The organism is Streptomyces sp. NBC_00988 (assembly GCF_045162645.1).
GTDB lineage: Bacteria > Actinomycetota > Actinomycetes > Streptomycetales > Streptomycetaceae > Streptomyces.
This window is the reverse complement of the sequence record NZ_CP108730.1, coordinates 8,517,301-8,531,858: the sequence shown is the minus strand read 5'-3', so window position 1 is coordinate 8,531,858 and position 14,558 is coordinate 8,517,301. Positions and strand designations below refer to the sequence as shown.

At 69.8% G+C, this 14,558-nt stretch carries 11 protein-coding genes and 2 pseudogenes; 1 reads left to right on the top strand and 12 read right to left on the bottom strand.

What is annotated here, in order from left to right; genetic code table 11:
* Positions 1 to 57: 57 nt before the first annotated feature.
* The 5 genes from OG496_RS39305 to rpsB form a co-directional block, all read right to left on the bottom strand.
* A complete protein-coding gene (locus tag OG496_RS39305) occupies positions 58 to 1,248 on the bottom strand; it encodes a phosphatidate cytidylyltransferase (RefSeq protein ID WP_405974228.1) in 1,191 nt (396 codons plus the stop codon).
* The gene (frr, locus tag OG496_RS39300; RefSeq protein ID WP_327401013.1) at positions 1,248 to 1,805 is read right to left on the bottom strand and encodes a ribosome recycling factor; all 558 of its coding nucleotides are present in this window, start codon (positions 1,803 to 1,805) and stop codon (positions 1,248 to 1,250) included. The genes OG496_RS39305 and frr overlap by 1 nt, the downstream gene beginning before the upstream one ends.
* Positions 1,806 to 1,935: 130 nt before the next feature.
* Positions 1,936 to 2,694, bottom strand: coding sequence for a UMP kinase (pyrH, locus tag OG496_RS39295; protein WP_033282640.1), 759 nt, complete (start codon positions 2,692 to 2,694; stop codon positions 1,936 to 1,938).
* A 204-nt stretch (positions 2,695 to 2,898) separates the two neighbouring features.
* Complete coding sequence (tsf, locus tag OG496_RS39290; protein ID WP_366490208.1) at positions 2,899 to 3,735, bottom strand: translation elongation factor Ts; 837 nt, start codon at positions 3,733 to 3,735, stop codon at positions 2,899 to 2,901.
* A 173-nt stretch (positions 3,736 to 3,908) separates the two neighbouring features.
* The gene (gene rpsB / locus OG496_RS39285) at positions 3,909 to 4,877 is read right to left on the bottom strand and encodes a 30S ribosomal protein S2 (protein WP_366490207.1); all 969 of its coding nucleotides are present in this window, start codon (positions 4,875 to 4,877) and stop codon (positions 3,909 to 3,911) included.
* A gap of 279 nt (positions 4,878 to 5,156) precedes the next feature.
* Between rpsB and OG496_RS39280 the strand changes: the two genes are divergently transcribed.
* Positions 5,157 to 5,738 (top strand): murein hydrolase activator EnvC family protein, encoded by a 582-nt coding sequence (locus tag OG496_RS39280; RefSeq protein ID WP_405974227.1) that lies wholly within the window; start codon positions 5,157 to 5,159, stop codon positions 5,736 to 5,738.
* A gap of 83 nt (positions 5,739 to 5,821) precedes the next feature.
* On the opposite strand, the gene OG496_RS39275 is transcribed toward OG496_RS39280, so the two are convergent.
* The 7 genes and pseudogenes from OG496_RS39275 to OG496_RS39245 all read right to left on the bottom strand — a co-directional run bounded on the left by OG496_RS39275 (position 5,822) and on the right by OG496_RS39245 (position 14,557).
* Positions 5,822 to 6,379: a TetR/AcrR family transcriptional regulator gene (locus tag OG496_RS39275; protein WP_366490415.1), complete on the bottom strand. Its 558-nt coding sequence runs from the start codon at positions 6,377 to 6,379 to the stop codon at positions 5,822 to 5,824.
* A gap of 118 nt (positions 6,380 to 6,497) precedes the next feature.
* On the bottom strand, positions 6,498 to 7,340 hold the full coding sequence (gene whiG, locus OG496_RS39270; RefSeq protein WP_019058710.1) for an RNA polymerase sigma factor WhiG: 843 nt from the start codon (positions 7,338 to 7,340) through the stop codon (positions 6,498 to 6,500).
* Positions 7,341 to 7,611: 271 nt separating this feature from the next.
* Positions 7,612 to 8,121, bottom strand: a pseudogene (locus OG496_RS39265) (DNA-processing protein DprA); the annotation flags it as partial.
* 26 nt (positions 8,122 to 8,147) lie between these two features.
* On the bottom strand, positions 8,148 to 10,622 hold the full coding sequence (locus OG496_RS39260; protein ID WP_405974226.1) for a tyrosine-type recombinase/integrase: 2,475 nt from the start codon (positions 10,620 to 10,622) through the stop codon (positions 8,148 to 8,150).
* A complete protein-coding gene (locus OG496_RS39255; RefSeq protein ID WP_405974225.1) occupies positions 10,615 to 11,754 on the bottom strand; it encodes a tyrosine-type recombinase/integrase in 1,140 nt (379 codons plus the stop codon). Before OG496_RS39255 ends, OG496_RS39260 begins: the two co-directional genes overlap by 8 nt.
* Positions 11,755 to 11,873: 119 nt before the next feature.
* Positions 11,874 to 12,917: pseudogene (locus OG496_RS39250) on the bottom strand (DNA-processing protein DprA); the annotation flags it as partial.
* 14 nt (positions 12,918 to 12,931) lie between these two features.
* On the bottom strand, positions 12,932 to 14,557 hold the full coding sequence (locus OG496_RS39245) for a YifB family Mg chelatase-like AAA ATPase (protein ID WP_026150703.1): 1,626 nt from the start codon (positions 14,555 to 14,557) through the stop codon (positions 12,932 to 12,934).
* Position 14,558 lies beyond the last annotated feature (1 nt).

Here is a 14,558-nt window from a genome sequence, read left to right as displayed (position 1 = left end):
TCGCCGCCCTGTGGACAACGAGCCCCTCACGTACAGAACAGCAGGTCAGGCCGTGTTTCAGCCGGAGCCCACGAACAGCACCAGCAACAGCCACACCACCGGAGCGGTCGGCAGCAGAGAGTCGAGCCGGTCCATGATGCCGCCGTGCCCCGGCAGCAGCGTGCCCATGTCCTTGATGCCGAGGTCCCGCTTGATCATGGACTCGCCGAGGTCGCCCAGCGTGGCGCTGGCCGCGACCGCGAGGCCCAGGATCAGGCCCTGCCACCAGCTGCCGTCGTCGATCAGGAACTGCATGCACAGCGCGCCCGCCACCATCGCGAAGGACACCGCCCCGAACAGGCCCTCGCGGGTCTTTCCGGGGCTGATGCGCGGCGCGAGCTTGTGCGTGCCGAAGCGCCAGCCGATGGCGTACGCCCCGGTGTCGCTGACCACGGTCAGCAGCAGGAACGTCAGGACCCGCCAGGCGCCGTCGTGGGCGGTGAGCATCAGGGCGACGAACGTGGCCAGGAACGGCACGTAGAACGCCGCGAAGACGCCGGCCGTGACGTCCTTGAGGTAGCCCTCCGGCGGCTCCGTCATCCGCCAGACGAGGACGGCGAGCGCGGTGAGCGCCATGGCGACCCAGGCGCCCTCAGGACCCCGGACGTAACCGGCGACGACCATCGCAGCGCCGCCGACCGCGAGGGGCACGAGGGGCGCCTTGATGCCCTTGCGCTCCTGCAGCCGCGAGGTGAGCTCCCACAGGCCGACCACGACGGCGACCGCTATCACTCCGACGAACGCGGCCTTCACCACGAAGAGGGACGCGACGATCACCACGGCGAGCCCGACGCCGACCCCTATGGCCGCACCCAGGTCCCGGCCCGCGCTCTTCTTCTGCGGGGCGGGTGCCGGTGGCGGGACGTCGGGCATGGGCTCCGGATTCTGCGGCACCGCCCCGTAGGGCTGCGCCGGCGGCAGGTCGGTCGGCTGCGTCCGCGGGTCGTACGGCTGCGGCTGCCGTACGTCGTACGGCGGTTGCTGCGTCTCGTCGCGGAACAAGGGACCGCTCAGCCGAGCGGCCCCCCGGTCGTCATCCTGGTGTCCGCCGTATGCGGGCTCGTCGGGCACGATGGGCATGGGGCGAGTCTGCTGCGCCTCAGGCGCATCGTACGTGGGACCCGCCGGGGCAGCCCCCTGGACAGGCCCCTGGTCGGGCGGCCCCCAGTACCCGGCTTGTGGCGGCGCCCCCCAGGAAGAGTCGTTCATCAGACCTCTAGCAGCTCCGCTTCCTTGTGCTTGAGGAGTTCGTCCACCTGGGCGACGTACTTCGCCGTGGTGTCGTCGAGCTCCTTCTCCGCACGACGGACCTCGTCCTCGCCGGACTCCTTGTCCTTGACGAGCTTGTCCAGGGCGTCCTTCGCCTTGCGGCGGACGGCGCGGATGGACACCTTGGAGTCCTCGGCCTTGGCCCGGGCCACCTTGATGTAGTCCTTGCGGCGCTCCTCGGTCAGCTCGGGGAACGTCACTCGGATGATGTTTCCGTCGTTGCTGGGATTGACGCCCAGGTCCGAGTCGCGGATCGCCTGCTCGATGTTCCGCATCGCGGTCTTGTCGAACGGGGTCACCACGGCCATCCGCGGCTCCGGTACGGAGAACGAGGCCAGCTGGTTGATCGGCGTCAGCGCGCCGTAGTAGTCGGCCACGATCTTGTTGAACATCGCCGGGTGCGCACGGCCGGTGCGGATCGCGGCGAAGTCCTCCTTGGCGACCACGACGGCCTTCTCCATCTTCTCCTCGGCTTCAAGGAGGGTCTCTTCGATCACCACTTGCTCCTGCGTGTCTTGAGTAGGCCCGGCTGCTGTGCTGTGTCGGCGTCGGCGGCCGGCTGCGTCGCGTCTTCTTCCTGCACGGTTCCCGACCGGCAGGACATTGTCCATCCCCCGGTCAGGGTCATCAGCCCTGGCTGCCTTGGTCACCCACAAGCGTGCCGATCTTCTCACCCTTGACGGCGCGGGCGATATTGCCCTCCGCCAGAAGCTCGAAGACCAGGATCGGAAGCTTGTTGTCGCGGCACAGCGTGATGGCGGTCATGTCCGCGACCTTGAGGTCCTGGGTGATGACCTCGCCGTAGCTGAGCGAGTCGAACTTGACGGCTTCGGAGTTCGTCTTCGGGTCGGAGTCGTAGACCCCGTCCACGCCGTTCTTGCCCATCAGCAGCGCCTCGGCGTTGATCTCCAGAGCGCGCTGGGCGGCGGTGGTGTCGGTGGAGAAGTAGGGCATGCCCATACCGGCGCCGAAGATGACCACGCGGCCCTTCTCCAGGTGGCGCACGGCGCGCAGCGGGATGTACGGCTCGGCGACCTGGCCCATGGTGATGGCGGTCTGGACGCGGCTGTCGATGCCCTCCTTCTCCAGGAAGTCCTGGAGGGCGAGGCAGTTCATCACCGTGCCGAGCATGCCCATGTAGTCGGAGCGGGCCCGGTCCATACCGCGCTGCTGGAGTTCGGCGCCGCGGAAGAAGTTGCCGCCGCCGATGACGACGGCGACCTCCGCGCCGTCCCGCACGACGGCCGCGATCTCACGGGCGATCTTGTGCACCACGTCGGGGTCCACGCCCAGGCCGCCGCCTCCGGAGAAGGCCTCTCCGGACAGCTTCAGCATGAACCGGCCGCGTACCTTGCCGTCGTCGCTCTTCTGGGGCTTGGTGGTCATGGAGTTCTCGCCTCTTCAACGTGGTCGCACATACGAAGAAGGCCACTGCCGGTGGGGTGTCTGTCGCATCCCATGCTCGGCAATGGCCTCCTCGTCAGATCTGCTGTCGTCCGCCACGCGCGCGTGCGCGACGGCGTACCGGGCCGACTGCTGACGACCCTAGCGGGATTCCGCCGGGCGCCGCGCGTCGATCGCGGTACGGACTCAGATGCCGACCTTGATGCGCGTGAAGCGCTTCAGGGTGACACCCGCCTCGTCCAGAACCTTCTGGACGGACTTCTTGGGGTCGAGCGCGTACGGCTGACCGAGCAGCGTCGCGTCCTTGAAGAAGCCGTTGACGCGACCCTCGACGATCTTGGCGATCGCGGCCTCGGGCTTGCCCTCGGCGCGGGTGGTCTCCTCGGCGATACGGCGCTCGGACTCGACGACCTCGGCCGGCACGTCGTCCTTGGCCAGGTACTTCGGCGCGAAGGCGGCGATGTGCTGGGCGACGCCGCGGGCGGCCTCGGCGTTCGGCTTGTCCAGCTCGACGAGGACACCGATCTGCGGGGGCAGGTCGGGCATCGTGCGGTGCATGTACGCGGAGACGTAGCCGTCGGCGTACTGGGCGAAGCGGTCCAGGACGATCTTCTCGCCCAGGTTCGCGTTGGCCTCGTCCACGAACGCCTGGACGGTCTTGCCGGGCTCGATCTCGGAGGCGAGGAGCGCCTCGATGTCGGCCGGGGCACTCGCGGCGACGTGCTGGGCGATCTGGTTGGCGACGGCCTGGAACTTCTCGCCCTTGGCGACGAAGTCCGTCTCGCACTTCAGCTCGACCAGGACACCGGAGGTGTTGTCGTCGGCGATGACGGAGACCACGGCGCCGTTCTCGGCGGAGCGGCCCTCGCGCTTGGCGACGCCCTTCTGGCCCTTGATACGGAGCGCCTCGACGGCCTTCTCGACGTTGCCGTCGGCCTCGTCCAGGGCCTTCTTGCAGTCCATCATGCCGGCGCCGGTGAGCTCGCGGAGCTTCTTGACGTCGGCGGCGGTGTAGTTCGCCATGATCTGTGAATCTCTTCTCGGAGTTCGAAGTCTCGAAGTCGGCGGCGGCCGCGGATAGCGCGAGCTTCCGCCAAGGATCTACGGGCTACGAAGATCTAGGGGCTGTGGATGAACGGCGGGTGGCGCGGTCCGCACCACCCGCCGTCCTTCTGTCAGCCCTTTGGCCCGGAAGGTCAGGCCTGCTCGGCCTCGGCGGCCGGAGCGGCCTCGACCTCGGCGGCGGGGGCCTCGACGACCTCGGCAGCGGCCTCGGCGGCAACCGGAGCCTCGTCGGCCTGCTCGGCGTCGGCGACCTTCTCCGTCTCGGCGGAGGTCTGCACCTCGGCCTCGGCGGCGGGGGCCTCGGCGGCCGGAGCCTCGTCGGCCTTCTTCTCACCTTCGAGCAGGTCGCGCTCCCACGCGGCGAGCGGCTCGCCGGCGGCCTTGTCACCCTTGGCCTCGGCGGCGACACCGGAGCGGCTGATGAGGCCCTCGGCGACGGCGTCGGCGATCACGCGGGTGAGCAGGGTGACGGAGCGGATCGCGTCGTCGTTGCCCGGGATCTTGTAGTCGACCTCGTCGGGGTCGCAGTTCGTGTCGAGGATGGCGACGACCGGGATGTTGAGCTTCCGGGCCTCACCGACCGCGATGTGCTCCTTCTTGGTGTCCACGATCCAGACGGCGCTGGGAACCTTGGACATCTCGCGGATACCACCGAGGGTCTTCTCCAGCTTGGCCTTCTCGCGCGAGAGCACGAGAAGCTCCTTCTTGGTGAGACCGGACGCGGCGACGTCCTCGAAGTCGATCTGCTCAAGCTCCTTGAGGCGCTGCAGACGCTTGTAGACGGTGGAGAAGTTGGTGAGCATGCCGCCCAGCCAGCGCTGGTTGACGTAGGGCATGCCGACGCGGGTGGCCTGCTCGGCGATGGCCTCCTGCGCCTGCTTCTTCGTACCGACGAACATGACCGTGCCGCCGTGGGCGACGGTCTCCTTGACGAACTCGTAGGCGCGGTCGATGTACGACAGCGACTGGAGCAGGTCGATGATGTAGATGCCGTTGCGCTCCGTGAAGATGAAGCGCTTCATCTTCGGGTTCCAACGACGGGTCTGGTGACCGAAGTGGACGCCGCTTTCCAGCAGCTCCCGCATCGTGACGACGGCCATGGCCGTTCTCCTTGATTTACTCGGTTGTGCCGCGAGCACCGGACGGCACTCGCGCCTGACGCCCACGTGCGCGTGCCCAGAGGACCGAGGAGCGCTGACACCGGTTTCGTCTTGCGACGGAGGACCGGATGCCGGGGCGTGCGAAGTCGACCCGGTGACCCGGATCGCCAAAGGAAGTGTACGGGACCCGCGAAGCACCGGGTGACGCCGTTGTCCACAACCCCACGCCGGTCCACAGGTCCCGGCCATGATCGGCACGGGTACGGCACGGTTTGTGCCATGCGGACGCGACGAGATGACCGACCTGTGCGTATTGCCCTCGCCCTACTTCTGGCCCTCCTCCTGACCCTGCTGACCTGCACGGCCCGGGCAAGCGACACCCCTCCCCCGACACCCGGGATCCCCATCCCCTCCGTACCGGCGATCGCGAGCACCTGGCCGGTCGGTTCCCACCCCTTGGTCCTACGAGGCTGGGAGCCCCCGGCGACGGTCTACGCCCGGGGCCACCGAGGCGTGGACCTGGCAACCCCGGCGGGCGCTCAGGTACGAGCGGTGGCGGCGGGCCGGGTGTCCTTCGCGGGCCGGGTGGCGGGAAGAGGGGTGGTCGCGGTCGAACTGACCGGCACGGACTTACGCACGACGTACGAGCCGGTGACCGCGACCGTGAAGAAGGGCGACGAGGTGACGCCGGGCGAGGTGGTGGGGACGGTGGAGATCACCGGCTCCCACTGTGCAACGACGTGCGTGCACTGGGGCCTGCTGAGAGGGGAGACGTACTTGAACCCGCTGGAGCTACTGCCCCCATGGCTACTGAACAGAGGGCCGTCACGCTTGTTGCCGGTGCTGAGTGCGCCCCTCTAGGCGCGCGGGGCTTATTTGATGTGCGGCTCGGCCGCGGGGCGCGACCAGCCCCCACCAGGTCCCCATCGGCCCGCAGCCGGAACTCAGCCCAGAACCCCCCGCAAAGCCATACTCACCGCAGCCTCGGTAATCACCGAGGGATCCTCCGCAGCCCCCAGCTCAATCCGCCGCACAGCCGCGTCCACGACTCCCTGAACCAACATCGCCGCCAGCCGAGGCTCCCCATGCCCCATCTCCGCCAGCGCGGAGACGATCATCGCCACCAGCCCCCCGTGCGCGGCCCGGATCTTCTCCCGAGCCCCCGCATCGAGTTCGCTCGCGGAGATGGCGACAACAGCCCGATGCCGCCGATCCCCGACCAACGCGAGCTGCTGCCGCACGTACGCCTCGACCTTGCCCTCCGGCGATGACGCCCCCTCCATCGCCGCCGACACATCCGCCGCCCAGACGGGAAAGTCGACCTCGCACAGCTCCTCGACGACAGCGGCCCGCGAGCGGAAGTACTCGTACACGGACGACCGCGCGAGCCCCGTCCGCTCGGCCAGGGCCGGGAACGTCAGCGCCTCCGTCCCACCCTCGGACAGCAGGGAACGAGCCGCGTCCAGCAGGGCGGCTCGCTGCATCGACCGGTGCTCGGCCACGGAGGCCGCTCGAATCCTTGGCACGTCAACCACTCTACGGACGGCACACCCCGGGCGGGAGTGACCCAGGCCATGCAGGCACGATTCTGCGAGGTCGAGGAGGCCGTACGGCTTTCACTCAACGGCCGAAACTCGCCAGCTTGGCGCGCAGCTGCAGCACGGACTTGGTGTGGATCTGGCTGACCCGGCTCTCGGTCACCCCGAGCACGTTGCCGATCTCGGCGAGGGTGAGGCCCTCGTAGTAGTACAGCGTGACGACGGTCTTCTCGCGCTCGGGCAACGTGTTGATCGCCCGGGCCAGGAACCGCCGCAGCTCCCGCCCCTCGGCCACCTCCACCGGGTTGTCGGCGGCGGTGTCCTCCAGGGTGTCCATCAGGCTGAGCCGGTCGCCGCCCTCGCCGCCGGCGTGCAGCAGCTCCTCCAGGGCGACCACGTTCGCCAGCGACAACTGGCTGAAGACGGCGTGGAGTTCCTCCACCGCGATGCCCATCTCGGCGGCCACCTCGCCCTCGCTGGGGGTCCGCCTGAGCCGCGCCTCCAGCGTGGCGTACGCCCGCTCCACGTTGCGCGCCTTCTGCCGTACCGAGCGCGGGATCCAGTCCAGCGCGCGCAGTTCGTCGATCATCGCGCCCCGGATGCGGGTGATCGCGTACGTCTCGAACTTGATCTCCCGCTCGATGTCGAACTTCTCGATCGCGTCGATCAGTCCGAACACCCCCGACGACACGAAGTCCGCCTGTTCCACATTGGGCGGCAGCCCGACGCTCACCCGTCCCGCGACGTACTTCACGAGCGGCGAGTAGTGCAGGATCAGCTGCTCACGCAGCCGCTCGTCGCCCGTCGTCTTGTACGACCGCCACAGCTCGTCGAGCGTCGAGGGAGCGGGCGGCCGGACGCTGCCACCGTCACGGGCGGCTGGGGGGATCGCCGCCCGGTCGGACCCGGAGGTGTGCTGGGGCATTCGTCGCCTTGTGCCGTTCTGCCGTGAAGTGGGGGTGCATGGGTGAGCTGTCGGAGTGATGGGGAGATGCCGGTCCGTGCCGGAATCCCCGTGAGCGTAGCGTGACTGGAGTGTCGCGGTGCGCGAAGGGCGGGGCCCGGACTGGGCACGGACGCGTTCGACGGGGTGCCGGAACGGGTCGCTCCGATCGCTCTGCGTGATCATCGGAATGCGCCAACTGCGGGAATTCCCAAGGGTGTCGGGGTTCCCCCGGACGGCCGAACACGCTCGGTCAGCGGCGCCCCCGATCGGGCCGGACCGAGATCATCGCCTGGCGTGTCAACTTCCAGCCGTCGCCGTGTCGTTCGACGTAACCAAGTGCTCGGAGTTCGTACAGTCTCGCGATCGCGTCGTCCTCCGTGGTCTGCGCGCCGCGCGCGATCTCCCGCGGCGGCGCGGCCCTGTTGCCGGGCAGTGCGGCGAGGATGCGCCGGGCGGCCGGCTCCAACAGGTCGCGCGGGAGCACCGGTCCGCGTCGGTCCGGGGCCAGTTCGCCCATGCCGCCGACCAGTTCGACGATTTCCGCCGCGTCGGTGACCAGCACCGCGTCCCCGCGCAGGAGTTCGTGCACACCGGCGGACAGGGAGCTCGTGGCCGGGCCGGGCACCCCTATCGTGTGGCGCCCCAACCGCTGCGCGGCCCGCGCCGTGACGAGCGACCCGCTCCGGTACGCGGCCTCGACCACCACGGTGCCCCGCGTGAGCGCGGCGATCACCCTGTTCCGGAGGATGAACCTTCTCTGCACCATTGCAAGTTGATCTTGTTTGGTCATGTTCTCTCCTCACGGGGACGGGCTGGCATGCCGAGGTTGACGACGGGGCGGTGAAGGATGCGGGCGGCATCGGCCTGCTTCGTTCGGAGGAAGGTGAGCGTCATGTCGATGCCTTCGATCTCGCCGAGCCAGTCCTCGGCCTCGGCTCGCTTGCGTCGGAGAAGGAGGTCCTTCTCGATCTCGGCGAGCCGGGGCAGCGTCTTGGGGTTGACCTGGAGCATCGGGCAGCGGATGCAGGCGTGTTCGTGCTGGCAGCCGGTGCCGTAAGGGCGTGCGCAGTTGCCGAGTTCGACCTTGCGCTTGTCGAAGTGCTCTTCGAAGTCGACCCATTCCTCGGTGGTGACCTCGGTGTACTCGCTCTCGGGCCGCAGGTTCCGCCGGTGGTTGAGGAACCGCTGGTAGTGGGTGACGACGTCCTCGGCGAAGACCGCGACGTAGCCCTGGAGCGTCTGCAGGTTCAGGTGGCCCAGCAGAGCGGCGCCGATGTGGATCGGCAGGCCGCCGTTGATGATCTCCGTGGCGAAGAGCCTTCGGAAGTCGTGGGGCGTGAAGGTCAGGTCCTCGAACGCCGGTCTGGTCTCGGCGAGTTCCTCGCAGCTGCGAGCGAGCATGTGCAGCACCGTCGCGGGGGCGACGACGCCGTGAACGGTGCCCATCTGCCGCTGGAAGAGGAACGGCATGGGCTCCGACCAGGTCTTTTCGTGCGGGTCGTAGCGGCTCAGTTGCCGGATGGTGCGCCCGCCCGCCGTGAGGCGACGGATGATCTGGGCAATCGCGTGAAACAGGTCCGCCGACATCGGGATGACCCGTTCTCGGTCGCTCTTGGAAGGAGCGATGACCAGCAGGGCTATGACCTCGCCGTTCGACCGCTGGTATTGCCGGATGCTCAGGTGGGTGAGCTCGACGAGCTCCTCGACGCGGATGCCGCTGTGCCGCAGAACCTCGACGTGGGCCCACTCCCAGAAGGCGGTCTCCTCGGCGGCGGTGACGTCGACGGTCGTCCCGTCCTGACCGACGACCCGGACCGCCGGGTTCTTCTCGTGGCGGGCTCGCTGCTGGTCGCGTTTGGAGTTCGCGCGCTGGTAGTTGGCTCCGGCATAGCTGAAGGACTCGCCGAGCGGGATGTCGCGGGCCGCCTCCAGCAGGCCGGCGAGGTATTCACGCCGGGACTCGACGTGGTCGACCAGGGCGGGCAGCAGAGGCTGCCGGGTGCGAACCCGGTGGGCCATGCGCTGGTTGACCTCGCGCTTGCGCTTGGCGAATCCCTTCAGATCCCGCCGCCGGACCGGGCAGGGAGCAACCCACTGGGCCCAGCGCTCGGGCTCCTGGATCGACCAGCTGTGCAGGTCCATGTAGAGGCCGCGGACGGCCAGGAGGATGCCGGAGGCGTCCTTGCGCTTCTTGTCCTTGTCCCTGTCCCAGAGCTGGATCTCGGCCCGCCACTGGTCGTAGACCTCGGAGGCGAGGATGAGGTCGGCCTGCCCAGGATTGATCTGCTCGACCTTCGCCCAGAAGTGGCTGGCCAGATGCCGGGAGAGCCTGTCGATCGTGGTGTAGTCCGCCTCCACGCGCCGGCGGCGGAGGTAGTCGACCAGCAACTGCCGGACGCCCTGGTGGGCGATCGGGTAGCGGTCAACGAGCTGTTCGATCGTGCGCTGGTTGCTGGAGACCGCGGCCCGCAGGGTCGGCGGCGTTCCGGGCGGGAAATGCCCCATGCCGTGCAGGACGATCCAGGCGGCCAGGGCGGAGAACCGGTCGGTGCGCCCGCCCGCCCCATGGCTGACGCCCAGGCGGCGTGACTCGACGGAGTAGTGCATCAGGGCCGACGGCGTCAGGTCCTCCAGAGCGATGCCGCCAGTCGTCAGTGCTGCCGCCAGGTCGAACTGGGCCCGGCTTCGGTGCACGTGCCGCAGGTTCGCGTGCCCGTCGACGGCCTTGAAGAACGAGTCCAGATAGGGGTCCTGCTGGAGAACGCGGAACAACTGCTCGTACTGCCTGAACCTGTTGACCCGCAGGCCCGCGACGGACGGCTTGATGATCCGCATGCAGAACGCGAGCTTCGCCCCGGCGACCAGAGTGTTGCCGTCCTGCCTGTCCGACGCCTGCGACGTCACGGGGACGCTGTCGTGATCGTTGTCGAAACCGCTTGCGGCCCAGCGTTCCTGCCAGGTGTTGCCCGGCAGCGTGTCGAGGTGTCCGAAGAACCGCTCGATCCCTTTGACCGACCGCCGGCGCAGGTCCGCTGCCATCGGGGCCGTCTCTCCGAGCACTCGGACTATCTCCCGCACTGACGCGCAGGACAGGTCACCGAACGGCAGCGGTGGCTTCTCCGGCGGCGGCGCAGGTTCCGCCTTGACCGACGCGGTGTTGAACCGTGTCGCGGGGGCGGGGACGGACGGCTTCGGGTCGTAGTTCACCCGCCGGTTGCGGAGGGTGGAGACCTCGTCGGTGACGGTCGGGCCGTCAGCCACCGAACACCGCCTTGAAGTCGTCGGGGTCGTAGCCGGACGGGATGCTCCGCTCGACCTTCGGGCGGTTGTAGTGCGCCTGCAGGGCGTCGAAGAGGTCCTCGACCCGGGCCCTGAGGTAGCGGCCGGTGGTGGCCAGGTCGGTGTGGCGGAGGATGGCCCGCACCTCGACCAGGGTGAGGTTGGGGTCGTTGGCCATGCGCTCGGCGGCGGTGTGCCGAAGATCGTGCAGGCTCCAGTTGGTCTTCAGCTTTTCGTTCACGCGCTGAATGACCCGGCGCATCGCCCAATAGGTCAGCGGCCTGTCCGGGCCGCGGCGGGCACGCAGGATCGGCGAGTGGGCCGGGGGAAGGCCGGCGGCATCGAGGTAGGCGGCGAGCACCACAAGAGCCTGAGGGCTCGCCGGTATCGCCTCGCGCTCACGCGTCCCCTTCGAGATCACGTGGACGAGCTGGCCCGACCAGTCGATGTCCGCTGGAGTGACGCCCAGCAGCTCGCTGGCGCGGGCCCCGCTGGAGACATAGAGGAGGATGGCGGCCCGGTCGCGATTGTGGTTCAAGGCCGCGAAGAACTCCTCCCACATCGCGTCCGGGATCGCCCGGGGATCCGCCCCGGTCGCCTTCTGCCGCAGCCGGGCGCGGCGGAAGACCGGAACCGGCTCGGTCGGGTCCAGGTGGACCAGCGCCTGCCGGCGGGCCTGCGAGGCGGGAACCGGGTTCATGACCGGTCCCCGTCCCGACTCGGCGTGGAAGTCGTAGAAGCAACTGACCACCGTCAGGGCATGGTTGATGGTGCTGGCGGCGTAGCCGGGCTTCAGGTACCGCTTTCCGGTCCGCAGATTGACCGAGCCGGGCCGCGGCGCGTCCGGGTTGCTCCGGCGCCGCTGCGGGTTCGCGGCTGAACGCAGCAAACCCACCATCGCCGCCGTCTCCGCCTCGACCGCCTTGTCCCACTCGACACCGAGAAGCCACAACACCCGGAACCAGCGCAGCAGGTCGTAGGCGTAACTGCGGCACGTGAGAGGACTGTTGTCCCCGAGTGACAGATCCCGCAGGAAGGGCACCGTCGGCTCGACCGGCAGGCGATCCCTGCCGACCACGACGTACGGCGGGTGCTGGGTATCCAGCTGAACCACTGAGCCGATGCGGGGCAAGTCAACGCCTCCTTCCATGAGTTGGTGATGCAGGGTCGCCACTCGGGCCTCCAGGAGCTACACAGTCATCGCGCGCCAACTGGCGTCACGATGGTGCAGTTAACACACCTGCTCGGCGTCGGATGCTCACCGGGCGCCAACTCGCCCACCACGAGCCCCTGTTCGGCGATCCTGCGGATCAACTCGGTGTGCCCGCGCGGGTAGGGCCGGTCGACGCCGCAGGCGAGCACGGCGACCGTGACGCCGGTCGCGCCGAGGGCGCCGCGATGGGCGGCGCCGTCGACTCCGTAGGCGCCACCGGACACGACCACCCAGCCGCGTTCGGCCAGTCCGGCGGCAAGGGTGGCCGCCATGTGCGCGCCGTACTCGGTGCAGGCGCGGGCGCCGACGACGGCGACCGACTTGAGTGCCCACATCCGCAGGTTGGGATGCCCGCGCACCCACAGTCCGATCGGCCGCGCGTCCCCGAGATCGTCGAGCTGGGCGGGCCACTCGACGTCACCGGGACACACGAACCGGACGCCGGCATCCTGCGCGACGGCCAAGTCCCGGTCGGGCTCGACCAGTCCGGCCCGTGCGCACAGCCCGGCCCACCGCCTGTCGGTCACCCCGGTGAGCTGCGGCCCTCCGTTCCGCAGCCGCCGGGCAACCTCCACGGCTCCGAGCTCCCGGATCCACCGGCCGGCGACCTCGTCGCCGGGTTCGGCGACCCGGGCGAGGAAGACGCGGGCGAGCAGGTCGTCGCCCGCGCCTTGGGTCCCGGCCCGGTCATCAACCCCGGTCGCATCGTCGGCCCCGGCCCGGCCATGGGTCCCGACCCGGTCATCGGCGCGGACGCAGCCATGGACCCCGGTCGCGCCACTGGTCCCGATCCAGCCATCGGCCCCGCCCAATTCACCGGTCCCGGTCGTGCCATCGGTCCGGGCCCGGCCATCGGCCCCGCCAGCGTCATCAGCCCCGGCCCGATCAGGACTCCCGGCCTGGCCATCGGCCCCCATCCGGTCGTCGGCCCCGGTCGCGCCATCGATCCGGGCCCGGTCATCGGCCCCGCCAGCGCCATGAGCCCCAGCCCCAGCCCCAGCCCCAGCCCGATCATGACTCCCAGCCCAACCATCGCCCCCCGTCCGGTCATTGACCCCGCCCATGTCATCGGCCCGGGTCATGTCATCGCCCCGATGGCCATCGGCACGCCTCGCGGTACGCCCGTGCGCAGTTGGAGGGCGAGGGCGACATCGGTCGCCCCGGGTCGGTCGTGGCCGACCAGATCCGCGACCGTCCAGGCGACGCGCAGCACCCGGTCGAGACCGCGCGCGGTGAGCGCACCGCGCTCCAGGCTGCGCTCGGCCTCGTCCATCGCCCCGCGCTCGGCGTGCCAGCGACTGCGCAGTTCACGGCCCGGCACCTCGCTGTTGGTGCGCCAGGGCGTGTCCGCGAGCCGCGCCGCCGCCCGCTCCCTGGCCGCCCGCACCCGGTCCGCGACCGTCGCCGTGGACTCGCCCCGCGAACCGCGCCCGGTGAGCTGGTCCCGCGTGACACGGTCCACCTCCACCCGCAGGTCCACCCGGTCGAGCAGCGGCCCGGAGAGCCTGGCCTGGTACCTCCGGATCGACATCGGCGCGCACTCGCACAGGTCGTCGGTCTGCGAGAAACGGCCGCACGGACAGGGGTTGGCCGCGAGCACCATCAGAAATCTCGCCGGGAACCGGACGACGCCCGCACTGCGCGCGATCACCACATGCCCGGCCTCCAGCGGCTGCCGTAGCGCATCCAGTGCCTGGCCGCTGAACTCGGGTGTCTCGTCAAGGAACAGGACGCCTCGATGGGACAGCGACACCGCCCCGGGCCGCGCGATCCCCTGGCCGCCCCCGACGAGGGCCTGCATCGTGGCCGAGTGGTGCGGGGCGCAGTACGGAGCGACGTCGATCAGGGGTTTGCCCGGGGGCAGCAGGCCCGCCACCGAGTGGACCGCCGTGACCTCCAGCGACTCCTGCCGGTCGAGCCGGGGCAGGACCGCGGGCAGCCGCTCCGCGAGCATCGTCTTCCCGGCCCCGGGTGGGCCTTCGAGGAACAGGTGATGGCCGCCGGCCGCCGAGACCTCCACCGCCGTGCGCGCCGAGAACTGGCCGACGACATCGGCGAGATCGTGCCCCGGGTCGTGCTGGGACGCGCCCACGCTGTGCATCCCGGTGGCGGCGCCCGTGCCGGGCATGCGGAGCCCGGCGAGCAGCGGGTCCGGGCGACCCAGCTCGTCCGGATCCTCGTCGGGTACCGGTTCGTCGGCGAGTACGGCGATCAGCTGCCGCAGTGTGCGCACGCCCAGGACGGACACCCCGGGCACGAGGGACGCCTCGGCGGCGGCGCACTCCGGGACGACGACCTGCTCGTATCCGGAGTCGGCCGCGGCCAGCACGGCGGGCAGGATGCCCCGGACCGGCCGGACCCGTCCGTCCAGGCCGAGTTCGCCGATCATGACGATGTCGGCGAGCACGCGCGGATCGATCCGCTCGGCCGCGCCGAGGACGGCCGCCGCCACGGCGAGGTCGAACCCGCTGCCGCTCTTCGGCACCGACGCCGGGCTGAGCCCGACGGTCAGTTTCTTCTGCGGCCAGGGCGCGCCCGAGTTGACGACCGCGGCCCTTACCCGGTCCTTGCTCTCCGTCAGGCTCTTGTCGGGCAGTCCCACCAGCGTGAACGCGGCGACGCCCGGTTCGAGGTCGGCCTGGACCTCGACCACCACACCCTCGACGCCCACCAGCGCCACCGAACACGTTCGAGCGAACCCCATC